We start from the raw sequence: 24640 nt of genomic DNA, 5'->3' as shown, positions 1-24640 counted from the left end.
CTACTGGGCCGACACCCGGCCCTCGGCGCGGTGCCCGCGGATCCGCATACCCGCCCGGCGGGCCCGCTCGACCCACACGCTGCGACCGGCATCCAGCATCCGCTCGGTCCGGTAGTCGACCTCGGCCAGCACCTCGGCGAGCAGGACGTCGTTGCTGTTCATCATCGTTTCCCCTCAGGAACTCACTACCTCGTTTGGTAATGACCAGATTCGTCCTGAGGGGTGCCCTCCGGCATCGGGTGATCACCTACACCCGGGGGCCGATCGACCCCTTACCCCTGGCTCTTCCCTGATCGAAGGCCGTAAGGGCACCATCGACAGCTGTCGCCGGAGGGCCGTAACTGCCGGTTATGGCGGTCACGACCAGAAAATTCCAGTGCCGTTCCATCAGTACTTCCAGGTCGATCCGGTGCCGCGGTACTGCTCCACCGGGATCGGCTCGACGCCGTCGCGCATCCGGTCGGTGTAGAGCTTCCCGTTCAAGTGGTCGACCTCATGGGCGACAAGGCGGGCTACGCCCCGCTCGAACACGGTGATCTTCGTCTGGCCGTCGATGTCGGCGTGCTCGACGTGGATGACATGCGGGCGCGGAACCCGGCCGCGGACGTCGAAGAAGGACAGGCAGCCTTCGTACTGCTCGTCGACCTCGCCGCCAGATTCGATGATCGTGGGGTTGAACAGGGTGATCGCCTCGCCGTCCGGGGTGCGCACGATAGCGGCGGCACGGTCGATCCCGATCTGCGGGGCGGCAACACCCATGCCCTTGCCGAAGGTGTGAGCTTGCGCGACCCGTTCGGCGGCTGAATTGAGCTCGGTGACGACTCGGCGAGCGTCTTCGGCTTCGGTGGGTAAGTCGAAGCGGCGCGCTACTTGACGCAGCGCCGGGTCGGTGTCCTGCACGATGCCGAGCGAAGCCATGACCTTGCTCGGTGAAGCGCCGGCGGTCCGCGCTGCGCGGCCGCGGAAGTCCCATTCGAGCCGGTAGCGAGCGTGCAGCGGCGGATCTTCACACGACCAGGAGAAGATGTGCCGGTCGCCGGTGTCGTCGCGGCCAATGGCGGTGGCGAACGGCGCGGCTTGCGCGGTCATCGAGGTGTGCAGTCCCCAGACCGACGCACCGAATTCGGCAGGGAAGTCCAGGCACACCGACAAGGTCCTGGTGGGGAGCCGGACAGCGCGCTGAAACCAGTTCCCCCAGTGCGTCTCGGTCACGGTGTATTCGTACTCGATCCAACAAGATTCGCCAGGATACAAAGGAAAGTGCCCGTGCGCGCCCGCGAAGAGCAGCCAGACTTCCTTGAAGGCGTCCCGGTCGTGGTGCGCCGTCCAGTCCATCGGGTTCGCTCGGCCGCGCCCATGCCAAGCATGTAAATCGATCTCGTCCCAGCTCAGCGGATTCTCGGAGTAGAGCTGGTTCGACCGCTCCGGATCTCCGGGATACCGGTCGACAGAGATGCGGATCAGGTAGCGGGTGATCGGCTCGGTGCCCTGGTTGACCAAGTGACGGCGCTGAGTGAGCCGATAGGCCCCGTCCTCGTAGCGCAGAATCGCATCGTCGTGGGCGACCACCAGGCCGCCCATCCCGGCCGCAGTGTCGGCGACCGGCCCCACCACAGGCCGGGTCTTGGCGGGGCGGTTGGCCTCGAAGTCGCGGAACGCGCTGCGCAGGGCGCCGCCGGCTTGCAACGCGGCCTCGGCGTGCCCGGCGAAGGTCTCCGAGGGCCGCTCGGCGCCGGAGAGCACTTTCGAGACGTAAGAGCGGTCGTAGCCCATCACCTTGGCCAGCGCGGCGCGGGAGAAGCCGCGCACGTCGCGCCAGCGTTCGAGCTCGACCGCGAACACGTTGACCTCAGCATCCGGGCCGCCGGGTTCGGTGGTGCTGGTCGTGCCCGTCGTCATCGCCGCCTCCGGAGCAGGGTTCGGGGACCGTGTGTGTGCGTGAATGCACCGTGAGTCGCCCCTCACCCTAGAGGCACGCCCGCCATTCGCGATGTCCTTCCCTCCAGCAGTGCGACGGAAGGGACAGACACCGCGATGATGACTGGCAACACCTACGGTTCCCGGGTGCCGTGGCTGCGCGATCACCCGAACGAGATCTTGGCGGACAACGAAAGCGTTGTCGTGCAGGACATTCAGTCGAATGAAAGAGACACCACGATGGCCGATCTGCTCGGCTCGACACTGGACGACGACCCCTTGGCCAGCGCCCGGTTCCGCTACTCCGTGCGCGTCCCGGTGACCTCCGCAGCGGCGGGTCCGGAGGAGACTCGCCCGTTCGGGTTGCGGTTCGCCCAGTCCATGCCGACCCCGGTGACGAAAGTGGTCGCCTATTGCCACGCACAGCAAGTCGCGGTCGATGCCGACGGCCGTCCGCTGATCGAAACAATGGGCAAGGACTGGAAGACCAAGTCCGCCACCGACGGCGACGAGGGCCCTGAGGAAAACTGGGGCTGGGAAGAGGAATGACCGTTCTCAATCCTCGCGCAGGAGGCCGACGCTCCAACCGACGCGCTGGTGGCGGAGCTGATCCGGCGGGATGTCGCGGTGTTCCGCGCCGATACGAGCTGGTTCCCCCGCCGGCTCGTGCTCGATGCCGAACTCACCGGCGGCCACTGGATCGGCACCCTGACTACTGCGTACCGCTCCGTGAAGCTTGGCGATATCCGCGCCATTTGGTATCGCGACCCGGCCGCGTTCGCGTTCCCGCCCGAACTCACCGAAGTCGAACGCGCCTACGCACACCGGGAGGCCAGGCTCGGATTCGGCGGCGTGCTCGCTGCGCTTCCGGATGTGTTGTGGGCGAACAATCCCAACAGGGCCGCCGACAGCATGTACAAGCCGCTGCAGTTGACCACAGCCGCGGTGTGTGGCCTGCACGTCCTCCCCACGCTGGTCACCAACTCCCCAGACGCGGTACGCCGGTTCGCCGGGAGGCTGCCGGGCGGCGTGGTGCACAAGTCGTTCGGACCTAACAACATCACCGAAGGCGGACAGCTCAAGGTCGCCTACACCCGCCGGTTCACCGCTGCGGACATCGACGATCTGCGCGGTGCCGGGTCGACCGCGCTGCAGGCACAAGCGTGGGTGGACAAAGGCTCCGAAGCCCGGGTGGTGGTGATCGGCGAGCGGATGTTCACCATCCTGATCACCGCGACCTCCGCCGCCGCACACGTGGACTGGCGGGCCGATTTCGGCGCGCTGACCTACCAGCTGATCGACACTCCGCCCGATGTCGAGGCCGGGGTCCGCGCGTATATGAAGGCGCTGGGCTTGGCTTATGCGGCACTGGACTTCGGCATCGAGAAGGGCACAGGGCGGCTCGTGTTCTACGAAAGCAATTCCTCGGGGCAGTATGGATGGCTGGAAGCCCAGACCGGCGCACCGATCACCGCGGCGCTGGCGGACCTACTCGCGGGAGCGTGCTCGTGACGACCAGCCCGAACGTTCAGTGGCAGGACCACGCCGCAGAACTCGCCGCGACCCTCACCGGGCTGGGCAAGCTCACCGACTCCGCGTGGCAGGCCGCAGTCCGCGCCGTCGCTCGGCACGAGCTCGTGCCGAGCTTCTACACTCAGGACGCCACCGGCGCCTGGACTGAATCCGACACCACCACCGACAACGGCCGGAAGGCCTGGCTGGACGCGGTCTACTCCAACAAGCCGCTGATCACCGCGCTGCGCCGGGACACTGACCCCGTCCGGGTGCTCTCGTCTTCCAGCCAGCCTGGCCTGATGACCCGGATGCTCGAAGCTCTGGACGTGCGAAGTGGACATCGGGTCCTCGAGATAGGCACCGGCACCGGCTACAACGCCGCGCTGCTGTCGCACCGGCTCGGCTCCGGCAACGTGTTCTCCGTCGATGTCGAACCGGACCTCATCGACCTGGCCCGCACTCGGCTGGCCGGGCTCGGCTACACCCCGACCCTGGTGGCCACTGACGGCGTGCTCGGGCTCCCGGGGCACGCACCGTTTGATCGGATCATCGCGACCTGCGCGGTGCCGGTTATCCCGTGGGCGTGGGTGGAGCAACTGCGGATAGGTGGGGCGGCATTGACCGACCTGAAAACCGCACAAAGCGCGGGCAGTCTCGTCCGGATCACCCGCACCGGGACCGACCGGGCAGAGGGCCGGTTCGATCCGACCTACGCGGCGTTCATGGGGCTGCGTCACCAGCCGGGCGAACCGGACCGCACCGTCACCTGGACCGCCCGCGACACCACCGTCGCCCATCGGTCAACCAGCACCGTCGATCCGCGGACGCCATGGAACGCGATGGTGGTGTGGTTCCTGGCAGCGTTCGACCTCGGCCCGGACGTATCGATCGGCTACACCGGACCCGACACCACCGGCCCGCCCACCACGGTCACCCTTTCCACCCCGGACGGCTCCTGGGCACATGTCGCCGTCGCCGCGGTGGACGGGGCACACGCGGTCACCGAAGGTGGTCCACGACGTCTCTGGCGGGTCGTCGAGAGCGCCCACCGGCTGTGGAATCAGCTGGAACGGCCCGGATGGGACCGTTTCGGGCTCACCGTCACCCGCGACACCCACACCCTCTGGTGCGACCAGCCCGACAGTGACCACCGCTGGACCTGCTCGACCTCGACACCGAACATCGGGCACTGGACCAAGCCGGTCTCCACGCCGAGCCTGTAGCAGGACCGTGACCTGATCGACTGCTACCGGCGGTTCACGGCGAAGAGGCCCCGTGAACAGAAGTCCACGGGGCCTCTCGATCGACCGATTCGCTTACCAGCCGCGCTCAGCCAGCCGGTGCGGCTCGGGCAAGTCCGCGACGTTGATGCCGACCATCGCCTCGCCGAGACCGCGCGAAACCTTCGCGATGACGTCCGGGTCGTCGTAGAACGTGGTCGCCTTGACGATCGCCTCGGCGCGCTGCGCCGGGTTGCCGGACTTGAAGATGCCGGAGCCGACGAACACGCCTTCGGCGCCGAGCTGCATCATCATCGCGGCGTCGGCCGGGGTCGCGATGCCACCCGCGGTGAACAGCACGACGGGCAGCTTGCCCTTCTCCGCGACCTCCTTAACGAGCTCGTACGGTGCCTGGAGTTCCTTCGCCGCAACGTAAAGCTCGTCCTCGGGCAGCGAGGAAAGGCGACGCAGCTCCGCGCGGATCTTACGCATGTGCGTGGTCGCGTTCGAGACGTCGCCGGTGCCGGCCTCGCCCTTGGAGCGGATCATCGCCGCGCCCTCGTTGATCCGGCGCAGCGCCTCACCGAGGTTGGTCGCACCACAGACGAAGGGCACGGTGTAGGCCCACTTGTCGATGTGGTTCTCGAAGTCGGCCGGTGTCAGCACCTCGGACTCGTCGATGTAGTCGACGCCGAGCGACTGCAGCAGCTGAGCCTCGACGAAGTGGCCGATGCGGGCCTTCGCCATCACGGGGATCGAGACGGCCTCGATGATGCCGTCGATCAGATCCGGGTCGCTCATCCGCGCGACACCGCCCTGCGCGCGGATGTCCGCGGGGACCCGCTCGAGCGCCATCACCGCGACGGCACCGGCGTCTTCGGCGATCTTCGCCTGCTCGGCGGTGACCACGTCCATGATCACACCGCCCTTGAGCATCTCCGCCATCCCGCGCTTGACCCGGGCGGTGCCGGTGAGCGAGGTGGTGGCCGTGTTCGTGGAGTCGTCAGACACTGCTGGACCTTTCGGAAAGCGCACGAGGAGGGGTGACGCTTCCGAGGGTAGGCCGCTTTTGGACCTCTGAAGCAGGCCAGTTCGCGGCGATTTCAGCAGTCCACTGGGTGATCTAGCCCGCAATTAGTCCTCTAGTTGCGGTACTTGCGCGTGCAACTACCGCAACTAGAGGACGAATTGCGAAGGGGGCTAGCGGGCCAGGCCCTGCTCGAAGGCGAACAGGCCGTCCGGGTCGTACTTCCGCGCCACCCGGCGCAGCCGCGGCAGGCTGTCGCCGTAGTACGCCTTCGCCCAGTCCGGCATCTCCGGGTCGATGTAGTTGACGTACCCGGCCTGCCCGAATTCCCGGCCGAGTTCGTCCCTGACCCGGCCGATCACCTGACGCGCGTGCGCTTCCCCGCCGGCCAGGCCGCGGGTGATCTGGATGCTGCCGAGCGCGGACCGGTGCGGAAAGCACGACTCGCTCGACGGCACCCGCGCGATCGCACCGCCGTACGCGTCGACGATCGAGTACAGCTCGGGATCACTGGTCAGCAGTGACGCCAGCGCGTCGGGATCCGGAACCCGATGGGTCAGCATCCGCGAAGTGGAGACGTACTCCCCTCGCTGCGCCACCGCGGCCGGGAAATGGGTCTCCTCGGCGAAGGCGCGCATGGTCGCCAGGTGGCTCTGTTCGCTCACATCCCGGGTGAGCGGCTCGGTGCCGACGCGGCGGACGAGGTCGTCGATGAGCGGGTTCAACTCCGTGGCACGGCCCACGAAACAGCCACCGCAGTTGACGGCCGCCGATCCGAGGCCCATGCCGGACCACACTTCGTCCGGCATCGCGGGCTGCCAGTCCTGCCAGGCCGCGACCAGATCGGCCAGCACGGCGGGTGGGAAGGTCAGGCCGAAGTTCGTCAGCGTCCTGGCCGCCGCCGTGCGGAAGGTGAACGAGGTGACGATGCCGAAGTTGCCACCGCCACCGCCACGCAACGCCCACAACAGGTCCGGCGCGGTCTCCTCCGACACCACGCGCAGTTTCCCGTCCGCGCCGACGAACCGCACGGATTCCAGGTTGTCGCAGGTCAGTCCGTACTTGCGGCCCAAGACGCCGATCCCGCCGCCGAGGGTCAGCCCGGCGATGCCCACCGACGGACAGCTGCCCGCGGGCAACGCGCGGCCCGCCGCCGCCAACGCTTCGTACACCCGGCCGAGCTGCGCGCCGGCTCCGATCGCCGCACGGCCACCCGGCCGGATTTCGACCGTCGACAGGCGGGACAGATCGACGATCAGCCCTTTGTCCACAATGGAGTAACCGGCGTAGCCGTGCCCGCCCGAGCGAGCCGCGATCGGTACGTGGTGCCGCGCGGCGAAATCGACACAGCGCCGGACGTCGTCCTCGTTCGCGCAGACCGCGATCCCGGCGGGCAGCCGATGGTCGTACAGCGAGAAGAACCCGAGCCGCGCTTCGTCGTACCCGGGATCACCGGGCCGGAACAGCGTGCCTGTCAGCCGGGCTCGCAGCCGTTCCCATTCGTCCCCGCCGCCGTGTCCGGGGATCGCCGCGGGCACCGCCGCCAGCACCGGGACCGCACCTGCCAGTCGCAACACCGTCCGCCTGTCGAGCTCCATCGCTCATCCCCCACCGTCGGATTCGGTTCGGATACGCCTCCGGGTGTCCGCCATCGAGCATAGCGCCGGGTCGACATTCGGGGGGTCCCTCGCCGGTCGCCTTGCCGCGACGGCGGTCGTGGGTGTGTGATCGAGGACACACTGTTCGCGGCGTCGTGTGGTGAGGAGACCGGCATGGCCGAGAAACAGAGCAAGAACGGAGACTCCGGGGCCGCCGTCGCTGTGGACGACCCGGCGAAAGTGCGCAACGTCGTCCTGGTCGGCCCGTCGGGATCCGGAAAGACGACGCTCGCCGAAGCACTGCTCGCCGCGTCCGGCACGGTGACGCGGGCGGGCTCGGTCGTGGAGGGCACCACGGTGTGCGACCACGATCCCGCCGCGGTCCGGCAGCAGCGGTCGGTCGGCCTCTCGGTCGCGCCGGTGCTGCACCAGGGCCACAAGATCAACCTCATCGACACCCCCGGGTACGCCGATTTCGTCGGCGAACTGCGGGCCGGGCTCCGCGCCGCCGACGCGGCGCTGTTCGTGGTCTGCGCGGCCGAAGGCGTCGACGCGGCCACGATCGCGGTCTGGGAGGAGTGCGCGGCCGTCGGGATGCCGAGGGCGGTGGTCGTCTCCCGGCTCGACCATCACCGCGCCGACCCCGAGGGCGAGATCGCGGCCTGCCAGGAGGCCTTCGGGGCCGGCGTCCTGCCGCTGTACCTACCCTCTCGTGACGGTCTCGTCGGGCTCATCACGCGCCGCTACTTCGACTATTCGCACGGCTTTCCGCCCGACGTCGGCGAGCCGGACGGGAACGATCTCGCCCGGATGACCGAGGCCCGCAACGAACTGATCGAAGGTGTCATCGCCGAGAGCGAGGACGAGTCGTTGATGGACCGGTACCTCTCCGGTGAGGAGATCGCCGAGGACACGCTGATCGCCGACCTCGAGACCGCCGTCGCGCGCGGGTCCTTCCATCCGGTGATCCCGGTGTGCGCGACGACGGGCGTCGGGCTCGCCGAGGTCCTCGACGGGATCGTGCGCGCCTTCCCCTCGCCGCTGGAGCACGTCCCGCCGGAGGTCACCTCGCCCACCGGCGAGCCGCACGCGCTTCTCCGCGCCGATCCTGACGGTCCGTTGGCCGCCGAGGTGGTCCGGACCGCCGTCGACTCCTACGTCGGCCGGGTGTCACTGGTGCGGGTGTTCTCCGGGACGCTTCGCCCGGAACGCCCGGTGCACGTCTCGGGCCACGGTCTCGCCGAACGCGGGCACGAGGATCACGACGCCGACGAGCGGGTCGCGCACCTGTACTCGCCGCTCGGCGCGAACCTGCGCGAAGTCCCGTACTGCGTCGCGGGCGACCTCTGCGCGCTCACCAAGGTCGGCTCGGCCGAGACCGGCGACACCGTCTCCTCCCCCGAAGACCCACTGATCATGAAACCGTGGACGATGCCGGAACCGCTGCTGCCGGTCGCCGTCATCGCGAAGACACGCAGCGACGAGGACACACTGGCGCGCAACCTTTCCCGGCTCGTCGCGGGCGACCCGACCCTGCGGCTGGACCGCAACGCCGAGACGAACCAGCTCGTGCTGTGGTGCATGGGCGAGGCCCACGCCGACGTCGTGCTGTCGCGGCTGCGCGCGGGAGGCGCCGACGTGGACACCGAACCCGTCCGCATCAGCCTGCGGTCGACCTTCGCCGGGCCTGGCCGCGGGCACGGGCGGCACGTCAAGCAGTCCGGCGGCCACGGCCAGTTCGCCGTCTGCGACATCGAAGTCCAACCGCTGCCACGGGGTTCCGGCTTCGAGTTCGTGGACAAGGTCGTCGGCGGTTCGGTGCCGCACCAGTTCATCCCCAGCGTCGAGAAGGGAGTCCGGGCGCAGGCCCAGCGAGGGCTGGTCGACGGACATCCGCTGATCGACATCCGGGTGACCCTGGTCGACGGCAAGGCGCACAGCGTCGACTCGTCGGACGCGGCGTTCCAGACGGCGGGCGCGCTGGCGCTGAAAGAGGCGGCCGCGGCCGGGAAGATCGCGTTGCTTGAGCCACTCGAAGAGGTGGCGGTGCGCCTTCCGGACGAGCATCTGGGCACCGTGCTGGGTGATCTCTCGTCGCGGCGAGGCCGCGTTCTCGGCACCGAATCGGGTGAAGGCGGCCGCACGGTCATCCGCGCCGAGGTCCCCGCGGCGGAACTACTGCGCTACGCGATCGACCTGCGTTCGCTGACCTCGGGCACGGCGACCTTCACCCGCAAGCACGCCCGGTTCGAGCCGATGCCGGAAGGAGCGGTGGCGCTCTAGCCCAGACCCCGCCCCGCCGCCACCCTCAACGGACAGGCTGCGCCTGACTGCTGAACTCGAAACCGCCGGGACGCCCGTTCCGGTCGGCGAGCAGACCGGCCAGGGTGGCGATGGCGATCTCCGGCGGCGTACGCGAGCCGATGTTCAGCCCGACCGGGCGATGCACGCGGGCGATCTCGGCGGCCGGAACGTCCAGCGCCTGGAGCGCGACGACATGCGGGCCGGCGTGGCGCGGGTTGCCCAGCACGCCGACCCACCGGGCCGGGTGGTCGAGCACCGCTTTGAGCACTTCGCCGAGTTCGGGCCGGTCGTGATCGGTGACGACCACGTCGGCGTCCGCTCCGAGGTCCGGCACCGTCGAGACGGCCTCGAAGCCGCCCTCGACGTCTGTCGCCCGTGCGCCGTCCGGATCGAACAACACCGGCGTGTACCCGAGGTCCTTGCCGTAGCGCAGAAGGAAGGACGCCACCGGCGTCGCGAACACGGCGACCAGTACCCGCTCGGTCATGGGGCAGTCCTCCTACACGTCGGGTTCGGCGATTTCGAAGTACTCCGGGAGCCTGGCGGTGCCGGCGAGGCCGAAGTACCGGACCTTCCGGCGCCGCCGTAGATGCAGTGTGTCCCGGACGGCGTCGTTGTGCACCCGCCGCGCGATGACGACGCGGTGCTCGGCGTCGTTCAGGTCTTCGGTCAAGGGGGCGGGCAACGCCGTCCGGTCGACGTGCGCCAGCCGCAACGTCAGTTCGCTTTCCTCGGCTTCGCGATCCGGGCGCTCGGCGTGCTCGGCCCGCTCGCCCAGCGCGCGCAGTTCTTCGTCCTCCAGGATCACCGCGGCCGCCCTGGCGACGACGGCGCGCCGCGCGAGGGCCGCGTCGAGCGCCGCCCAGCCCGCGTCCATCCGGACGTGCAGCCGGTCCAGCCGGTTCGCCGTCGCGAGCAGGAACAGCCCGCCCAGCACCACGATCACGGCCACCAGGCCGCCGAGCCACACCCAGGTCGTCATCGGCTGAACTCGCGTTCGCCCGCGCCGACCCGCCGGGGGTCGGCGGCGATCGCCGCCTCGTACACGCGCAAGACCTGCGTGGTGACCACGGACCAGTCGAACATCGCGACCCGCTCCCCCGCGGCCGCCGCGAGCGACGCCCGCCGTGCCGGATCGCCGAGCAGCTCACGCAACCCGTCGGCCAGCGCCGCCGCGTCGCCGGTTTCGGTCAGCATCCCGGCCTTGCCGTCGTCGAGGACCCGGCGGAAGGAGTCCAGGCCGCTCGCCAGCACCGGGGTGCCCGCCGCCATCGCCTCGGTGAGGATCATCCCGAAACTCTCGCCGCCCGTGTTCGGCGCGCAGTAGACGTCGACGCTGCGCAGGGCCCGTGCCTTCGTCTCGTGGTCGACCTGGCCCAGCAGATCGATATGCGACGCCAGTTCCGGCCCCGCTTCACGGCGGAGCTGATCGGCGTCGCCGCGGCCGACGACCAGCATCCGCAGGTCCTCGAACTCCGGCAGCAGCATCCGCAACGCCTCCAGCAGCACACCCATCCCCTTGCGAGGCTCGGTGTACCGCCCGACGAACCCGACCGTGCCGCCCGCTCGCGGGTAGCCGTCCAGCGGAAGCGCGCGGGAGAAGAAGTCGACGTCGACGCCGTTGGGCACCTCGACCGCGTCTCCACCGGCGTGCTCGACCTGGACCCGGCGGGCCAGCGCCGACACCGCGATCCGCGCGGTGATCTTCTCCAGCAGCGGCCGCAGCACCGGCTGGAACGCCGCCAGCGTGCGCGAACGCGTCGTCGCGGTGTGGAAGGTCGCCACGATCGGGCCGTCCGCGACCTTCAGCGCGAGCAGGGAAAGACTCGGCGCGGCGGGCTCGTGGAGGTGGAGGACGTCGAAGTCGCCGTCACGGATCCACCGCCGCACCCGGGCGTAGGACACCGGGCCGAACTGCAGCCGCGCGACCGAGCCGTTGTACGGGATGCCGAGCGCCTTCCCCGCGGGGACGACGAAATCCGGGACGTCGGAGTCCTCGTCCGCCGGCGCGAGCACCGAGACCTCGTGCCCGCGCGCGAGAAGCGCCCTGGCCAGGTCGATGACGTGCCCCTGGACGCCGCCCGGCACGTCGAACGAGTAGGGGCAGACGATCCCGATCTTCATGACGCGCGCCTGAGCCATCGGCTCAACTCGCTTCGCCGAGGGCGGCTTGTTCCCCGGCTTCGAAGTCGGAGAGCCAGAACTTCTGCATCATGTGCCAATCGGCCGGATGCGCGGCGATGTCACCGGCGAAGATGTCCGCCAGCGCCTGGGTGGCGGCCGGGACCTCGGACCGGTTCGTGACCCGGATCCTCGGGTGCAACCGGATCTGCCAGCCGTCCTCGGTGAACCAGCAGCCCGCCGGGATCAGCGCGGCACCGGTGGTGGCGGCCAGCCGGGCCGGTCCGCCCGGCATCTTGGTCTGCTCGCCGAAGAACTTGACCGGCACCCCGGAGTTCGTCAGGTCCCTGTCGCCCACCAGGCAGATCGCCTTGTTCTCCCGCAGCCGCTTGAGCAGTACGCGCATCGCGGAACTGTCGCCGGTCAGCGGCACGATCTCGAAACCGAGGGATTCGCGATAGGACACGAACCGCTGGTACAGCGATTCGGGTTTCAGCCGCTCCGCGACCGTGGTGAAACCGCCGAGGTAGTCCGCGAGCCAGACACCCGCCGCGTCCCAGTTCCCGCTGTGCGGCAGCGCCATCACCGCGCCGTTGCCCTCGGCGAGGGCGGCGTCGAGGTTCTCGACCCCGGTGATCGACTGGGCGACCTTGCGGCTGACCTCCTTGTGGTCCATCGAAGGCAGCCGGAACATCTCGTGCCAGTAGCGAGCGTAGGACCGCATCGCACGGCGGGTCAGTTCGTCGAGTTCGACGCCGTCGGCCTGAGGCACGACCCTGGCGAGGTTGCTCCGCAGCTGACGCACCCCTCCGCCGTCCCGCCGGACGGCGAGGTCGGCGCCGAGGCCGAAAGTCACCGAGCCGACCTGCTCCGGCAGCCAGCGCGCGAGCCGCCAGCCCGCCGCGTAGCCGAAGTCGCCCAGCCGCTGCGAGAACCCGGTCATGAGCCGCCTTCCGTGGCGGGTGGCCCGGCCGCCTTGGCGGCCCTCGCGGCCTTGGCCACCGCGGCCGTCCGCTGCAGAAGGGTGATCACGGAAAGCACCGCGAGCAGCCAGAGGGTGATGTCCACGGTGTACGGAACGCCCAGACCGTGCAGTCCGGTTCCCACCAGGGCGATGATCAGGCGCTCCGCGCGCTCGACGAGGCCGCCGTCGGCCTCCAGCCCGGAAGCCTCGGCGCGGGCCTTGACGTACGAGATGACCTGCGCGAGCACCAGGCAGATCAGCGCGGCGGCCGCGGCCGGGCGGTTGTCGTCGTGGACGAAGCACCACCACGCGATCGCGGCGAACAGCGCGCCGTCGACCAGTCTGTCGCAGGTCGCGTCGAGGACGGCCCCGAACGCCGTGCCGTACCCGCGGGCGCGGGCCATCGCGCCGTCGAGCAGGTCCAGCATCGCGAAGCCCCAGACGGTGAAGGTGCCCCACAGCAGCATGTCGTTCGGGAAGAACACGAGCGCGCAGAGCACCGCCCCGGCCGTGCCGATGACGGTCATCGCGTTCGGGGTCAGGCCGGCGCGCACGAGCACCTTCCCCATGGGGTCGGTGACGCGGGAAACGGAGGCGCGCGCGAAAATGTTGAGCATCGGTTCTTCAGGTGCACCTAAGCAGCAGGGTCGGTTGGGCGTCCGAAGCCTATCCACCCGCACCGACACCCGTCGTCGTGCCCGCCCTGGACCGGCTTTCGCTCAGTCCGCTTTGGCCAGTTCGGCCGTCTCTCCGAACTCGGCGAGATTGCCTTCCCGCAGCGCCAGTTCCGCCTCCGCGGCGGCACATTTCGGCGACAGCCGCCCCAGGACGGCGGCGCTGATCTCCCCGAGTGCCTTCACCTGTTCGGGGGTCAGCGGGTCGAAAAGGCTCTCCCTGACGGCCTCGACGTGCCCGGGCGCGGCCCTCTCCAGCGCGGCGAATCCCTCGGCGGTCAGCACCGCCCAGGAACCGCGCTTGTCGGTGGGGCAGGACTCACGATGCACCCAGCCGTTGGCCTCGAGCCGCGCGACCGCGTGCGAGAGCCTGCTGCGCGACGCCTTGCGCGCGTCGGCGAGCTCGCTCATCCGCAGCCTGCGGCCCGGCGCCTCGGACAGGGCCACGAGCACCTCGTAGTAGGTGTGGGGCATGCCCGCCTCGTGCTGGAGCTGGCCCTCCAGATGCGCTTGCAGCATCCGCGTGGCCGCGGAGAAGTCGCGCCAGACTTTTTGCTCCTCGTCGGAGAGCCACCGGGGTTCGGACATGTCACCCATTCTACCCCTGGTTGAACGCTCAACCAAACTGCGCTACAGTCGTGGTTGAGCGCTCAACCAGACGAGGGTTCACCACAGCCAGACCAGAGACTTTTGGAGATCGACTTCATGACCACCACCGAAATCCCGGGCTACGTCGCAGGCAAGTGGACCGTCGACACCGCCCACTCGGACATCGCCTACACCGTGAAGCACCTCGGCCTGGCGAAGTCCCGCGGCAACTTCACCGCCTTCACCGGCGAGGTCGTCACCGCGGACAACATCCTCGACTCCACGGTCACCGTCGAGATCGACGCCTCGTCGGTCGCCAGCGGTGTCGACGGGCGTGACACGCACCTCAAGTCCGAGGACTTCTTCCACGTCGACGAGCACCCGGTCATCACCTTCCGCTCGACCGGCATCCGCGAGGACGGCGGCGACTACGTCATCGACGGCGAGCTCACCTGGCGCGGCAAGAGCGTCCCGGTCTCGCTCGAAGCCGAGTTCAACGGCATCGGCACCAACCCGGCCAACGACAACGCCACCACCCTCGGCGTCTCGGCCACCGCCACCGTGAACCGCCGCGACTTCGGCATCGGCCCGGAGGGCAACGCCTTCCTGTCCGAGAAGGTCAAGATCGACATCGAGCTGCAGGCCGCGCTCAACGCCTGAGCTCGTGGCCCCAGATGTCATGAAAGGGGCTTTCAGGACGAAAAACGTCCTGAAAGCCCCTTTCATGACACTCGGGTCCGGCCACGCGAACCGGAACTACCAGGCATCCGCCAGCAGTTGCCGCGTCTCCCCCAGCAGCTGCGGCAGCACCTTCGTGTGCCCGATCACCGGCATGAAGTTCGCGTCGCCACCCCACCGCGGCACCACGTGCTGATGCAGGTGCGCGGCGATCCCGGCGCCGGCGATCACGCCCTGGTTCATCCCGATGTTGAACCCGTGCGCCGACGACACCTCCCTGATCACGCACATCGCGCGCTGGGTGAACTCCGCCACCTCGACGGTCTCCTCCGGCGTCAGATCCGTGTAGTCCGCGACATGGCGGTACGGCACGGCCATCAGGTGGCCGGGGTTGTACGGGTACAGGTTCAGCACCGCGTACACCGTCTTCCCGCGCGCGAGGATCAGCGCGTCCTCGTCGCTCTTCTCGGGAAGATGACAGAACGGGCAGCCCTCGTCGGGTCGCTTCGATCCCTGGACGTAGGCGAGCCGATGCGGGGTCCACAGGCGCTGCAACGCGTCCGGAACCCCGACACCGTCCTGTCCGACGACTTCAGGGCCATCGGGGCCCGTCACCGGAGGACCGTCTCCAAGCCCGCCACCGTCGGCGAGGAGTTCTCGCGACGCTGGACCCAACCGGCGATCGCCTCGACCGCGTCGGCCACCGGGACGCTGTTGATCTGGCCGCCGTCACGGAACCGGAACGACACCGCGCCCGCCTCGACGTCCTTCGCACCCGCGATGAGCATGAAGGGCACCTTCTGCGTGGTGTGGGTGCGGATCTTCTTCTGCATCCGGTCGTCGCTCGCGTCGACGTTGACCCGGATCCCCTTGGACCGCAGCGCCTTCTCGACCCCGCGCAGGTGCTCCACCTGATCCTCGGTGATCGGGATGCCGACCACCTGGACCGGCGACAGCCACGCCGGGAACGCACCCGCGTAGTGCTCGGTCAGCACGCCGAAGAACCGCTCGATCGAGCCGAACAGCGCGCGGTGGATCATCACCGGACGCTGACGGCTGCCGTCACCGGCGGTGTACTCGAGCTCGAACTTCTCGGGCAGCATGAAGTCCAGCTGGATGGTCGACATCTGCCAGGTGCGGCCCAGCGCGTCCTTGGCCTGCACGGAGATCTTCGGCCCGTAGAACGCCGCGCCACCCGGGTCCGGCACCAGTTCGAGCCCGGAGTCCACGGCGGCGGTGCGCAGCACCTCGGTCGCCTCGGCCCAGACTTCTTCCGAGCCGATGTACTTCTCTTCGTTCCGGGTGGACAGTTCGAGATAGAAGTCGTCGAGACCGTAGTCGCGCAACAGGTTCAGCACGAAGTCCAAAAGGGACTTCAGCTCACCGGGGACCTGCTCCAGGGTGCAGAAGATGTGCGCGTCGTCCTGCGTCATGCCCCGGACGCGGGTGAGCCCGTGGATCACGCCGGACTTCTCGTAGCGGTACACCGAGCCGAACTCGAACATCCGCAGCGGCAGTTCCCGGTAGGAACGCCCGCGCGAGCGGAAGATCAGGTCGTGGAACGGGCAGTTCATCGGCTTGAGGTAATAGTCCTGGCCGGGCTTGCGGACCGTGCCGTCCTCGTTGTGCTCGGCGTCGAGGTGCATCGCCGGGTACATGCCGTCGCGGTACCAGTCGAGGTGACCGGAGGTCTCGAAGAGCGCGCCCTTGGTGATGTGCGGCGAGTAGACGAAGTCGTACCCGGCCTCGACGTGCCGCTGACGCGAGTAGTTCTCCATCTCCTGCCGGATGATCCCGCCCTTGGGGTGGAACACCGGCAGCCCCGAGCCGATCTCGTCGGGGAAGGAGAAGAGGTCCAGCTCGACACCGAGCTTGCGGTGATCGCGCCGCTCGGCCTCGGCGAGGCGCTCCAGGTAGACGTCCTGCGCCTCGGCGGATTCCCACGCGGTGCCGTAGATCCGCTGCAGCTGCGGGTTCTTGTCGTCACCACGCCAGTACGCGGCGGCGACGCGGGTGAGCTTGAACGCCGGGATGAACTTGGTGGTCGGCACGTGCGGGCCGCGGCAGAGGTCGCTCCACACGCGCTCCTTGGTGCGCGGGTCGAGGTTGTCGTAAATGGTCAGCTCGCCGCCGCCGACCTCCATCACCTCGGAGGTGTCCACTGTGGAGTCTTCGGACTTGAGGTCGACCAGTTCGAGCTTGAACGGCTCGTCGGCCAGTTCCTTCTTCGCCTCGTCGACCGAATCGAAGACGCGGCGCGAGAACTGCTGCGAGCCCTTCACGATCTGCTTCATGCGCTTTTCCAGCGCCTGCAGGTCTTCCGGGGTGAACGGGGTCTCGACGGCGAAGTCGTAGTAGAAGCCGTCCTTGACCGGCGGGCCGATGCCGAGCTTGGCCTGCGGGAACTGCTGCTGCACGGCCTGGGCGAGCACGTGGGCGGCCGAGTGGCGGATGACGCTGCGGCCGTCGTCGGTGTTCGCCGCGACGGCTTCGACCTCGACCTCGGACTCCGGAGCCCAGGCCAGATCGCGGAGGTTGCCCTCGGCGTCGCGCACGACGACGATCGTGTCCGGCCCCTTGGTCGGCAGCCCGGCTTCGCGGACCGCGGTGCCCGCCGTAGTGCCCGCCGGTACCACCACGCGCGAGGCGGTTACGGCTGCTACTGACGACGGCTGGGACACGATGATCTCCTTGGCTAAGTTGTACAACTTTGCTGTGATGTTAGTCGTCAGCCACGACAGGTCTCACGCGCATTACCCCAACGACCACGAAGGCCTCCTTCCCATCGGAAGGAGGCCTTCGCGTATCGAGCGACGAGGTCAGACGGTCTCGACGACCTCGTCGAAGTCCAGCCGCGGCAGGCGGTCGAACCAGGGGTTCTCACCCGGCTTGCCGACGTTGATCACGACGAGGGACTTCCACGGCTTGTCCGAGAAGAACTCCTTGTCGATGCCTTCGCGGTCGAAGCCGGTCATCGGGCCGGCGGCCAGCCCGGCGGCGCGGACGCCGATGATGAAGTAGCCGACCTGCAGTAGCGCGTTGAGCTTGGCGGTCTCGATGCGGCCCACCTCGTCGGCGAACAGGTCCTTCGCGCCGGGGAAGTGCGGGAACACGCGCGGGAGGTTCTCGTGGAACTCGGTGTCGGCGGCGAGCACGACGGTCACCGGAGCGGCCTCGGTCTTCGCGCGGTTGCCCTCGGACATCAACGGGGAGAGGCGCTTCTTGCCCTCTTCGGTCCGGATCACCAGCGCGCGCAGCGGCTGGTTGTTCATCGACGTCGGGGCCCACTTGACCAGTTCGTAGATCGCGCGGATCTGCTCGTCGGTCACCGGCTCGTCACTGAAGTTGTTCGCGGTGCGGGCCTCGCGGAACAGCAGGTCCTGCACGTCCTGCGGGAGGTTCAGGGTCTCGGCCGACTCAACGCTGGTGGTCATGGGTGGATCTTCCTTCCGTACGCTTCCTGTACTCGTCACAACCTAGTTGAGCGCTTGACTATTTCTACTTCAACTACCTCTGCGTGTGCGGTCGATCACAAGAATCGGCCGCCGTCCCGGAAGGAACGGCGGCCGACGCGGCGAAAAGGTCAGTAGGCCCCTCGCCCTTGCACCACGGCCCGGAAAGTCTTCCAGAGGATGACCAGGTCCAGGGCGAGCGACCAGTCCTCGACATAGCGCAGGTCGAGGCGGATGCTCTCGGCCCAGCTGAGGTCGCTGCGGCCGCTGACCTGCCAGAGCCCGGTCAACCCCGGCTTGACCAGCAGACGGCGGCGCGCGTCGGGGGCGTACTTCGCGGTCTCCTCCGGCAACGGCGGGCGGGGACCGACGAGCGACATACGCCCGCTCGCGACGTTGAACAGCTGCGGCAGCTCGTCGAGCGAGTACCGGCGGAGCATGCCGCCGACCCTCGTGACCCGCGGATCCTTGCGCATTTTGAACAGCGGTCCGGCACCTTCGTTGTCCGACTGCAGGTCCTGCTTGAGCTTGTCGGCGTTGGTGACCATCGTGCGGAACTTCAGCATGGTGAAGGTGTGCCCGTCACGGCCCACCCGGCGCTGGCGGTAGATCACCGGGCCCCGGTCGTCGAGCTTGATCGCGATCGCGATCGCCAGCAGCAGCGGGGAAACGAGGGTGAGGAGCAGCGTGGAGCCGAACCGGTCGAGCACTTCCTTCACCAGACGGCGGCCGCCGGTGAACATCGGCGCGGTGACCCGCAGCAGCGGCATGCCGAGCACCCCGGAGACGTTCAGCCGGGGACCGGCCACCTCCATCAGCATCGGGGCGACCACCATCTCGGCGGAGGTCCCTTCGAGGTCCCAGGCGAGCCGCTGCAGGCGTTTCGGGTTCCAGTGCTGATCCGCGGTCACGGCGACCACCCGGTAGCCGCCACGGCGGACGTGGCCCGCGAGCTCGTCGAGCTTCCCGACGACCGGGACGCCTTCCACCTCACCGCTCCCCCGCTCCGCGCCGGCGCCGCTGTACGTGCAGACGGCTTCCACCCGCCAGCCGACATGGGGGTCGGCCTTGGTGCGGGCGATGAGATCGGCGACCGTGTCGGGACTTCCCGCCGCGAGTACGGGCAGCAGGCACTCACCGAGCCGCCTGCGCCGGTGCAGCACCTGTCTGAGCGCGTACCGCTGCAGGAACATGAAGACCGAGATCATCGGGACGACGATGAAGACCCACGGCTGCACGGCGAGCGCCCCGAAGAGCAGACCGCCCAGCGCGACGAGGACCGCGGTGGCCACCAGGCCACGCCCCAGCGTCCGGTACTCCTCCGCGCCCTCGCCGAGGACTCGCGGACTCCAGGCCCGGCAGACCGACAACCCGAACAAGAAAGCGGCGGCGGTGCCGAGCGCGTGCATGTCGTGCGGATCGGATCGATCGATCAAGAAGGCGCTCATCACGATGAGCGCGAAGGCGGTGAAAACGTCACTACCGATGACCCAGGCACGGTAGCGCGATTCCCAAGCCGCGTAAGGCGGCCGTGCCGACGTGGTGTCGACTGCCGCGGCGCTGCCCGCGCCCCTTTGCGGGGGACGCGGGATCGACTGAAGGTCGATGTGCTGCGGCGTCCCGTTAACGGTGGACGACGGCCGCACCGACTCTTCCATCAGACCTCCCGGAGTGGGGATTCCCGAACGCCGGACCAACACGCTGCGTAAATGAGAGCGATTTCGAAGAGTGATCGATTCTCAAGGTTCCTCAGCGGCCGATGGGGCGACACACGCCAAGGTATCGGCAACTCTCCGGCCGTCGTTACAAGGATTTCCAGCCACACCCTGTCCGAGCTTCAGGCAAATGAATGCCGTGTTGATAACAAGATGATGACGATGCGTAATAGACCGTATCCGCCGAACAACTACGCAAAGTAGTCACGAATTCCCGGCTTTCCCGGCCACTTGGAGCACCACGCGCCCGAACGGCCGAACAGCCCCGAAAACTCCACAGTGGACGGTCTGCCGAAGTCGATCTCCGGCCGGTCCACAGTGGATTTCACACCTCCGGAGCACCGCGACGGGGGAGGCGCGCTCACGGCGCGCGGACCTACCTTGTCAATCGGTCACCGGAGTGGCGTTTCGTCACATCACGTCAGCATCACGGCACCCCCCTCCCCGGAGCCGGACGGGTGAGCCGGTCTCCCGTGCCCCGCATCACTTCGAAGGTGGTCTGGACCTTCTCACGGGGTGCTAAGTGCCGAGGATCACAATGTCGTCTCGACGGATGGCTCACACGACGTTTTCGTCGCGCGACACGTGGTTTCCGACGAATGTCCACACCGGCCGGAACCGCCGCCGCCGAAGATCTTCGAACCGGCTCTCCCTGCCATCGCCCTCACACCAGGGCGATTCGGCCGCATCGACGCGCCCGCCCGCGACGGTAGAAGTACCGCCCCCACATAACCCGCGTCCGACCTGGGGATCGAATGCCGCCGGACGGCTCGCCGCCGACAGTGTCCGAGAATGAATCAAGGCCCCGGACCGAGTGGTCCAGGGCCTTCATCCGGTGGGCGATACTGGGATCGAACCAGCGACCTCTTCGGTGTGAACGAAGCGCTCTCCCGCTGAGCTAATCGCCCGCTCGCGGTGTCCGGCCGACTCTACCGCACGACTTTAGGGGGCCTGCAAACGGGTGGTTCGCGCCGACCACACTCCGCTCACCAGCAAATACGGAGCGAACAACCACGAGCTAGCCGGGGTTGTCAGGGCCGGGGGGCGCCCGCGACGCGTTTCGACATTCGTGCGACGGTGCTATCGCGTGACGACTAAACCGCGCAGTATGTACATGTGGACTGCCTGCAGGGCGCATGTAGGGCTGCGCGTCGCGCGGGTGATGATGGGGTGACGAAGCAGGAACCCGGGGTCCGATGACCCCGTCCGGGTGATCTGCGGCAAAACCGCGTTCCGATCGCCCGGCCGATGCGTCACATCATCGCCACTCGGTTCGACCGGGCCGGGAAGGAGACGAAGGGTAGGACGATGCGCAACGATCACGTGACGCTCCGCTCGACGGCGGTGTTCGACCTCCTGGCGCCGCGGACACCCGCGGTTCCGGTCAAGGTGGAACTGCGATACGACACACGCGACCCCTACGCGGTCGTCGCCGCCTTCCGCACCGGCCGCGCCGGCTGGGTCGAGTGGGTCTACGCGCGCGACCTCCTCGCGGACGGCCTCCTGGCCGACGCGGGCGACGGCGACGTACGCATCCGCCCCTCCGTCGAAGACCCCGAGTCCGTCCTGATCGAACTGAACTCGCCGTCCGGGCACGCCATGTTCGAGGCGTCCGCTCAGGAGCTGGCCGACTTCCTCGACAGGACCTACGACGTCGTGCTGCCGGGCAACGAGCACCTGTGGGTCGACGTCGACGACGCCCTCACGCACCTCATCCCCAACGATCTGTCCTGATGACGGGCTTGCGAACAGCAAGTGGCACCCCGGTTGCAGGGCCGATTTCGGGGTCGGATAGTGTTCACACACACCACGGCGACGGGGTGAGAGGCAAAACCGCGAGGTAGAAACTCTCAAACCGTACCGAGGATGTGCGGATGTAGCGCAGCTGGTAGCGCATCACCTTGCCAAGGTGAGGGTCGCGGGTTCGAATCCCGTCATCCGCTCGGAAGGCCTTCTCGGGCCTGACACGGTGGAGTGGCCGAGAGGCGAGGCAACGGCCTGCAAAGCCGTGTACACGGGTTCGAATCCCGTCTCCACCTCGCGCGATTAGCTCAGCGGGAGAGCGCTTCCCTGACACGGAAGAGGTCACTGGTTCAATCCCAGTATCGCGCACCATCTGTTTTCGCAGGACTGAAGCCCTGTCTCTCTTCGGAGGGGCAGGGCTTCAGTCGTTAAAGGACGATGAAATGGCGATGGCCCTCGGGGCCGTCTCCAGCTGCCCGTCACGGAAAGTGGCGTGCAGGTGCGGGAACCACTCCCCCAGCTTCGTGCGCTCACTTGGGGTGAGCGCGACCAGCGACCCGATCCAGCGGGTCTCCAGCGCTTGCAGAATCTGGCGGCGCATGAGTGGGGTCACGTGGTCGTAGACACGCGCGATGCCCTTCATCTTCTGACCCCAGCCGCGCTCGCCGGGCGACTTCGGGGATGCCGTCCTCGGCCAGCCAGGTGCTGTGGCTGTGCCGTCCTTCGTGGAAGGTGAACGTCAGCAGGATCGGCTGCACCACTTCCGCAGACCGTGTGTGTTCAGCGTCACTGCCATCCCACACCTGGCGCCAGTGCCGGTTGCGGAAGTTCGACCGCCTCAACGGGGCTCCCTCAGCGCTGCAGGGCACGAACGGGAAGCTGTGACTGTCGATCAACTCTTCGTAGAAAACTGCGATACTCGGCGGCAACTCCACGCTCCGCGTACCAGTCGGGGTCTTCGTCCGGTCCTTCTTCGCCCGACCTCCCTGTCGCCGCGGAGTCACCGGACGAGTCGGCCGCGGCCCGAGATCAGCGAGCTGCGAGATGTCTACCCGGCGACCGCCTTTGAACAGACGTCCACCGATTTCTTTCAGCGGCTCACGGATCTGGATCGACCGCGCTTCGCTGTCGTACTCGTGGCGTTGCTGGCCGACCAGCTCGCCCCAGCGGGAACCGGTGTAGAAGTCGAGCAACCCGAGCACGAACCCGGCGAGCCCGAGTCCGCTCTCGTAGAGACACATCGCCGCCCGCAGTGCCTGCACCGGCGTCGCGACAAGGTTCTCGATCTCGAACTCGCCCGACGTGACCCGGATCCCGGCGCACGGGTTCGCCGGGATCTTCCGTGCCTTGACCGCCGCGCCGAGGATCGTGGAGAACAACGAGAAGATCGACGACACCGACGAGTCCGCGTAGTCCTCATGCAACTCCGAGAGCCACTTCCCAATCTCCACGTAACTGTTGAAGATCCCGGCCAGCGGCCACGACGACCACTGCGGCAGTAGATGGTTGTCCAGAAAGGACCGGTACTTCGCCAGCGTCGTCGGCTCCAGCCGCGGACCGACCGCGTCCATGAACTCCTCGGCGAACACACCGAACAACATCTCCGCTTCCCGCGGGTCCAGCCACAGGTTGCGGCGGATCAACGCCTCCTGCTCCACGCCCCAGGCTTCGGCGGCCTTCTCGGTGTTGAAACCCGACCTGCTCCCCCACGTCCCGTCAGGACGCTTGAACTGAGCTTCCCCCGTTCGCCGGACACGGTGGCGTTGCCCCTAGATGACGGACTCGGGTTTGTGGAGTTAATGGCTTGTCGTCTGGGAGGCTGTCGATCATGCCGAAGGCTTATCCCGCTGAGTTCCGGACTCGGGCGGTCGCTCTGGTCAGGGCTGGTCCGGGCTGGCAAGTCGGTCCGGGAGACCGCGCGTGAGCTCGAGATCAGCGAGTCCTGCCTGCACAACTGGGTCAAGCAGGATCGTGTCGACCACGGAGAAAGTCCCGGTTTGAGCAGCGCTGAGCACGCGGACCTGGCGGCCGCGAAGCGGCGGATCCGGCAGCTGCAGACCGAACTGGAGGTCCTGCGCGAGGCCTCGAAGATCTACGAGGAGCTGAAGGGCGACCCACAAGGGCGTTCCCGGTAGTCGCCCGGCTCGCGGAGCGAGGGCTACCGGTGAAGCTGGCCTGCCGGCTGCTGGAGGTGAGTCATTCCGGGTTCTATGAGTGGCGATCGAGGCCGATGTCGTCGGCGGCGTTGCGTCGGGAGTGGCTGACCGGGGTGATCGCCGAGATCCATGCCCGCTCCCGCGGCACCTACGGCGCTCCACGGGTGCACGCCGAGCTACGCCTCGGCCTGGGCATCATGATCAGCGGCCCTGCCATGATTTCCGTGGCTTACACGGAAATCATGACAGGGCCCCAGACAGGAGAACGATGCGACGGATCGAGGTGAGAACACGCGGACGCCCAGGCCCACGATTCACGCCACACGGGCATGACGGTGTTTCACCAGATCGCGATGCCACCGCAGCACCGTGTCCGGCTGACCACAAGCCGAAGCCGACGCAACACCCCGCGCGCCGGCGGCACCAGCAACGCTGAAAGGAACATCCTGTCCTCAGGCCGAAGTCGCGGGCGCTGGTCACCGAGCTGTCGTTGCAAGATGGTCAGTTGGTGGCGCGGGGCAAGGATCTCAGCGTCCCTCTCGCGGTCGGTCATCGACAGTAGCCGCAACACAGCGAACACGTGGACAACGGCGAGATAGACGAAGCGAACCAGCACAAAGACGCAATCACGCCGGACCGCGAGCGGTCACCCACCGACAGCACTTGACCTGCACGGACACATTTGTCGGCACGTACAACGCCGCCGGTGGCGTTTCGTCGTTCAGAGGCGCCTCCCGTACTCAAGCCCGGGCGTATTAACGACGGCATGCTCTGCGCTGTAGATATTGATGCCGTCACCACGATCAAGACTATCCTGGTTGTCGCCACCGGGTTCGCCCATGAAGATGCCGCCGCCTTGCCGGAACACCACGTGTCGAAACCAGGCTGCCGGTGAAGGACTCGTAGCCGCCGCCGTTGCTCGTTTCGTTGCCGGGGCCTCGAGGCGAGACCAGTCTGGGTCGACAGCG

At 68.0% G+C, this 24640-nt stretch carries 24 protein-coding genes and 4 tRNA genes; 12 read left to right on the top strand and 16 right to left on the bottom strand.

Annotation, left to right across the window (positions count from 1 at the left end; translation table 11 throughout):
- On the bottom strand, nt 1–165 hold the full coding sequence (locus tag ACZ5IK_RS23075; RefSeq protein WP_465489525.1) for a hypothetical protein: 165 nt from the start codon (nt 163–165) through the stop codon (nt 1–3).
- Between the two features lie 222 nt (nt 166–387).
- Nucleotides 388–1899 carry a peptide deformylase gene (locus tag ACZ5IK_RS23070; protein WP_465489524.1) on the bottom strand — a complete coding sequence of 504 codons (1512 nt, stop codon included), beginning with the start codon at nt 1897–1899 and terminating at the stop codon, nt 388–390.
- A 138-nt stretch (nt 1900–2037) separates the two neighbouring features.
- Here ACZ5IK_RS23070 and tgmA point away from each other — a divergent pair, with 138 nt between their 5' ends.
- From tgmA to tgmC, 3 genes are read left to right on the top strand one after another with little or no spacing between them, the layout of a single operon-like run.
- On the top strand, nt 2038–2466 hold the full coding sequence (gene tgmA, locus ACZ5IK_RS23065; RefSeq protein WP_465489523.1) for a putative ATP-grasp-modified RiPP: 429 nt from the start codon (nt 2038–2040) through the stop codon (nt 2464–2466).
- A 48-nt stretch (nt 2467–2514) separates the two neighbouring features.
- The gene (tgmB, locus tag ACZ5IK_RS23060; protein ID WP_465489522.1) at nt 2515–3429 is read left to right on the top strand and encodes an ATP-grasp ribosomal peptide maturase; all 915 of its coding nucleotides are present in this window, start codon (nt 2515–2517) and stop codon (nt 3427–3429) included.
- On the top strand, nt 3426–4655 hold the full coding sequence (gene tgmC / locus ACZ5IK_RS23055) for an ATP-grasp peptide maturase system methyltransferase (RefSeq protein WP_465489521.1): 1230 nt from the start codon (nt 3426–3428) through the stop codon (nt 4653–4655). The genes tgmB and tgmC overlap by 4 nt, the downstream gene beginning before the upstream one ends.
- A 93-nt stretch (nt 4656–4748) precedes the next feature.
- Here the strand turns inward: tgmC and pdxS are convergent, their stop codons facing one another.
- Nucleotides 4749–5663 (bottom strand): pyridoxal 5'-phosphate synthase lyase subunit PdxS, encoded by a 915-nt coding sequence (gene pdxS / locus ACZ5IK_RS23050; protein ID WP_101607340.1) that lies wholly within the window; start codon nt 5661–5663, stop codon nt 4749–4751.
- 189 nt (nt 5664–5852) lie between these two features.
- Nucleotides 5853–7277: an FAD-binding oxidoreductase gene (locus tag ACZ5IK_RS23045; RefSeq protein WP_465489520.1), complete on the bottom strand. Its 1425-nt coding sequence runs from the start codon at nt 7275–7277 to the stop codon at nt 5853–5855.
- Nucleotides 7278–7451: 174 nt separating this feature from the next.
- Here ACZ5IK_RS23045 and ACZ5IK_RS23040 point away from each other — a divergent pair, with 174 nt between their 5' ends.
- On the top strand, nt 7452–9560 hold the full coding sequence (locus ACZ5IK_RS23040) for an elongation factor G-like protein EF-G2 (protein WP_465489519.1): 2109 nt from the start codon (nt 7452–7454) through the stop codon (nt 9558–9560).
- A gap of 25 nt (nt 9561–9585) precedes the next feature.
- Here ACZ5IK_RS23040 and ACZ5IK_RS23035 read toward each other — a convergent pair whose 3' ends face one another.
- The 6 genes from ACZ5IK_RS23035 to ACZ5IK_RS23010 form a co-directional block, all read right to left on the bottom strand.
- Nucleotides 9586–10068, bottom strand: coding sequence for an XdhC family protein (locus ACZ5IK_RS23035; RefSeq protein WP_465489518.1), 483 nt, complete (start codon nt 10066–10068; stop codon nt 9586–9588).
- Between the two features lie 12 nt (nt 10069–10080).
- The gene (locus ACZ5IK_RS23030) at nt 10081–10563 is read right to left on the bottom strand and encodes an NUDIX hydrolase (protein ID WP_465489517.1); all 483 of its coding nucleotides are present in this window, start codon (nt 10561–10563) and stop codon (nt 10081–10083) included.
- Complete coding sequence (locus ACZ5IK_RS23025) at nt 10560–11705, bottom strand: glycosyltransferase family 4 protein (RefSeq protein WP_101613143.1); 1146 nt, start codon at nt 11703–11705, stop codon at nt 10560–10562. The genes ACZ5IK_RS23030 and ACZ5IK_RS23025 overlap by 4 nt, the downstream gene beginning before the upstream one ends.
- 22 nt (nt 11706–11727) lie before the next feature.
- Complete coding sequence (locus ACZ5IK_RS23020; protein WP_410600831.1) at nt 11728–12645, bottom strand: phosphatidylinositol mannoside acyltransferase; 918 nt, start codon at nt 12643–12645, stop codon at nt 11728–11730.
- Nucleotides 12642–13283 (bottom strand): phosphatidylinositol phosphate synthase, encoded by a 642-nt coding sequence (pgsA, locus tag ACZ5IK_RS23015; protein WP_101607335.1) that lies wholly within the window; start codon nt 13281–13283, stop codon nt 12642–12644. Before pgsA ends, ACZ5IK_RS23020 begins: the two co-directional genes overlap by 4 nt.
- A 102-nt stretch (nt 13284–13385) precedes the next feature.
- Nucleotides 13386–13928: a MarR family winged helix-turn-helix transcriptional regulator gene (locus ACZ5IK_RS23010; protein WP_465489516.1), complete on the bottom strand. Its 543-nt coding sequence runs from the start codon at nt 13926–13928 to the stop codon at nt 13386–13388.
- Nucleotides 13929–14045: 117 nt separating this feature from the next.
- Here ACZ5IK_RS23010 and ACZ5IK_RS23005 point away from each other — a divergent pair, with 117 nt between their 5' ends.
- Nucleotides 14046–14588 carry a YceI family protein gene (locus ACZ5IK_RS23005; protein ID WP_410600830.1) on the top strand — a complete coding sequence of 181 codons (543 nt, stop codon included), beginning with the start codon at nt 14046–14048 and terminating at the stop codon, nt 14586–14588.
- A 96-nt stretch (nt 14589–14684) separates the two neighbouring features.
- Here the strand turns inward: ACZ5IK_RS23005 and ACZ5IK_RS23000 are convergent, their stop codons facing one another.
- The 5 genes from ACZ5IK_RS23000 to ACZ5IK_RS22980 all read right to left on the bottom strand — a co-directional run bounded on the left by ACZ5IK_RS23000 (nt 14685) and on the right by ACZ5IK_RS22980 (nt 20681).
- Nucleotides 14685–15221 carry an HIT family protein gene (locus tag ACZ5IK_RS23000; RefSeq protein ID WP_465489515.1) on the bottom strand — a complete coding sequence of 179 codons (537 nt, stop codon included), beginning with the start codon at nt 15219–15221 and terminating at the stop codon, nt 14685–14687.
- The gene (thrS, locus tag ACZ5IK_RS22995) at nt 15218–17287 is read right to left on the bottom strand and encodes a threonine--tRNA ligase (RefSeq protein ID WP_465489514.1); all 2070 of its coding nucleotides are present in this window, start codon (nt 17285–17287) and stop codon (nt 15218–15220) included. The genes ACZ5IK_RS23000 and thrS overlap by 4 nt, the downstream gene beginning before the upstream one ends.
- 138 nt (nt 17288–17425) lie before the next feature.
- Nucleotides 17426–18040, bottom strand: coding sequence for a malonic semialdehyde reductase (locus tag ACZ5IK_RS22990; protein WP_465489513.1), 615 nt, complete (start codon nt 18038–18040; stop codon nt 17426–17428).
- A gap of 149 nt (nt 18041–18189) precedes the next feature.
- Nucleotides 18190–19716, bottom strand: a complete 1527-nt coding sequence (locus tag ACZ5IK_RS22985) for a sugar transferase (RefSeq protein ID WP_465489512.1) — start codon at nt 19714–19716, stop codon at nt 18190–18192.
- A gap of 893 nt (nt 19717–20609) precedes the next feature.
- Nucleotides 20610–20681 (bottom strand) — tRNA-Val (locus tag ACZ5IK_RS22980).
- Nucleotides 20682–21081: 400 nt separating this feature from the next.
- On the opposite strand from ACZ5IK_RS22980, the gene ACZ5IK_RS22975 reads away from it, so the two are divergent.
- From ACZ5IK_RS22975 to ACZ5IK_RS22960, 4 genes are all read left to right on the top strand, one after another.
- Nucleotides 21082–21507 carry an SsgA family sporulation/cell division regulator gene (locus tag ACZ5IK_RS22975; protein WP_020672550.1) on the top strand — a complete coding sequence of 142 codons (426 nt, stop codon included), beginning with the start codon at nt 21082–21084 and terminating at the stop codon, nt 21505–21507.
- A gap of 136 nt (nt 21508–21643) precedes the next feature.
- Nucleotides 21644–21716 (top strand) — tRNA-Gly (locus tag ACZ5IK_RS22970).
- Nucleotides 21717–21741: 25 nt separating this feature from the next.
- A tRNA-Cys gene (locus ACZ5IK_RS22965) sits at nt 21742–21812 on the top strand.
- 1 nt (nt 21813) lies between these two features.
- Nucleotides 21814–21888 (top strand) — tRNA-Val (locus ACZ5IK_RS22960).
- Between the two features lie 158 nt (nt 21889–22046).
- On the opposite strand, the gene ACZ5IK_RS22955 is transcribed toward ACZ5IK_RS22960, so the two are convergent.
- The gene (locus ACZ5IK_RS22955; RefSeq protein WP_465489511.1) at nt 22047–23174 is read right to left on the bottom strand and encodes a tyrosine-type recombinase/integrase; all 1128 of its coding nucleotides are present in this window, start codon (nt 23172–23174) and stop codon (nt 22047–22049) included.
- A 141-nt stretch (nt 23175–23315) separates the two neighbouring features.
- On the opposite strand from ACZ5IK_RS22955, the gene ACZ5IK_RS22950 reads away from it, so the two are divergent.
- The 3 genes from ACZ5IK_RS22950 (at nt 23316) to ACZ5IK_RS22940 (ending at nt 24567) form a co-directional block, all read left to right on the top strand.
- Entirely contained in the window at nt 23316–23651 is a 336-nt protein-coding gene (locus tag ACZ5IK_RS22950) for a transposase (protein ID WP_465489510.1), read from the top strand.
- Nucleotides 23652–23680: 29 nt separating this feature from the next.
- A complete protein-coding gene (locus ACZ5IK_RS22945) occupies nt 23681–23959 on the top strand; it encodes an IS3 family transposase (RefSeq protein WP_465489509.1) in 279 nt (92 codons plus the stop codon).
- A gap of 419 nt (nt 23960–24378) precedes the next feature.
- Nucleotides 24379–24567 carry a hypothetical protein gene (locus ACZ5IK_RS22940; protein ID WP_465489508.1) on the top strand — a complete coding sequence of 63 codons (189 nt, stop codon included), beginning with the start codon at nt 24379–24381 and terminating at the stop codon, nt 24565–24567.
- The last annotated feature ends 73 nt before the right edge of the window (nt 24568–24640 follow it).

The sequence above is a fragment of the Amycolatopsis sp. NPDC031561 genome (genome assembly GCF_055580625.1).
The sequence above is the reverse complement of the archived record's forward strand: the minus strand, read 5'-3'. Positions and strand labels throughout refer to the sequence as shown.

Excerpts from the sequence above, each read along its gene's own strand:
- ACZ5IK_RS22985 (WP_465489512.1), bottom strand. The coding sequence starts at position 19,716 with ATGGAAGAGTCGGTGCGGCCGTCGTCCACCGTTAACGGGACGCCGCAG.
- ACZ5IK_RS23025 (WP_101613143.1), bottom strand. The coding sequence starts at position 11,705 with ATGAAGATCGGGATCGTCTGCCCCTACTCGTTCGACGTGCCGGGCGGC.
- ACZ5IK_RS23070 (WP_465489524.1), bottom strand. The coding sequence starts at position 1,899 with ATGACGACGGGCACGACCAGCACCACCGAACCCGGCGGCCCGGATGCT.
- ACZ5IK_RS23005 (WP_410600830.1), top strand. The coding sequence starts at position 14,046 with ATGACCACCACCGAAATCCCGGGCTACGTCGCAGGCAAGTGGACCGTC.
- ACZ5IK_RS23045 (WP_465489520.1), bottom strand. The coding sequence starts at position 7,277 with ATGGAGCTCGACAGGCGGACGGTGTTGCGACTGGCAGGTGCGGTCCCG.
- ACZ5IK_RS23010 (WP_465489516.1), bottom strand. The coding sequence starts at position 13,928 with ATGTCCGAACCCCGGTGGCTCTCCGACGAGGAGCAAAAAGTCTGGCGC.
- ACZ5IK_RS22990 (WP_465489513.1), bottom strand. The coding sequence starts at position 18,040 with ATGACCACCAGCGTTGAGTCGGCCGAGACCCTGAACCTCCCGCAGGAC.
- ACZ5IK_RS22975 (WP_020672550.1), top strand. The coding sequence starts at position 21,082 with ATGCGCAACGATCACGTGACGCTCCGCTCGACGGCGGTGTTCGACCTC.
- ACZ5IK_RS22950 (WP_465489510.1), top strand. The coding sequence starts at position 23,316 with ATGGCTTGTCGTCTGGGAGGCTGTCGATCATGCCGAAGGCTTATCCCG.
- ACZ5IK_RS23035 (WP_465489518.1), bottom strand. The coding sequence starts at position 10,068 with ATGACCGAGCGGGTACTGGTCGCCGTGTTCGCGACGCCGGTGGCGTCC.
- ACZ5IK_RS23020 (WP_410600831.1), bottom strand. The coding sequence starts at position 12,645 with ATGACCGGGTTCTCGCAGCGGCTGGGCGACTTCGGCTACGCGGCGGGC.
- ACZ5IK_RS23030 (WP_465489517.1), bottom strand. The coding sequence starts at position 10,563 with ATGACGACCTGGGTGTGGCTCGGCGGCCTGGTGGCCGTGATCGTGGTG.
- ACZ5IK_RS23075 (WP_465489525.1), bottom strand. The coding sequence starts at position 165 with ATGATGAACAGCAACGACGTCCTGCTCGCCGAGGTGCTGGCCGAGGTC.
- tgmA (WP_465489523.1), top strand. The coding sequence starts at position 2,038 with ATGACTGGCAACACCTACGGTTCCCGGGTGCCGTGGCTGCGCGATCAC.
- pgsA (WP_101607335.1), bottom strand. The coding sequence starts at position 13,283 with ATGCTCAACATTTTCGCGCGCGCCTCCGTTTCCCGCGTCACCGACCCC.
- ACZ5IK_RS23040 (WP_465489519.1), top strand. The coding sequence starts at position 7,452 with ATGGCCGAGAAACAGAGCAAGAACGGAGACTCCGGGGCCGCCGTCGCT.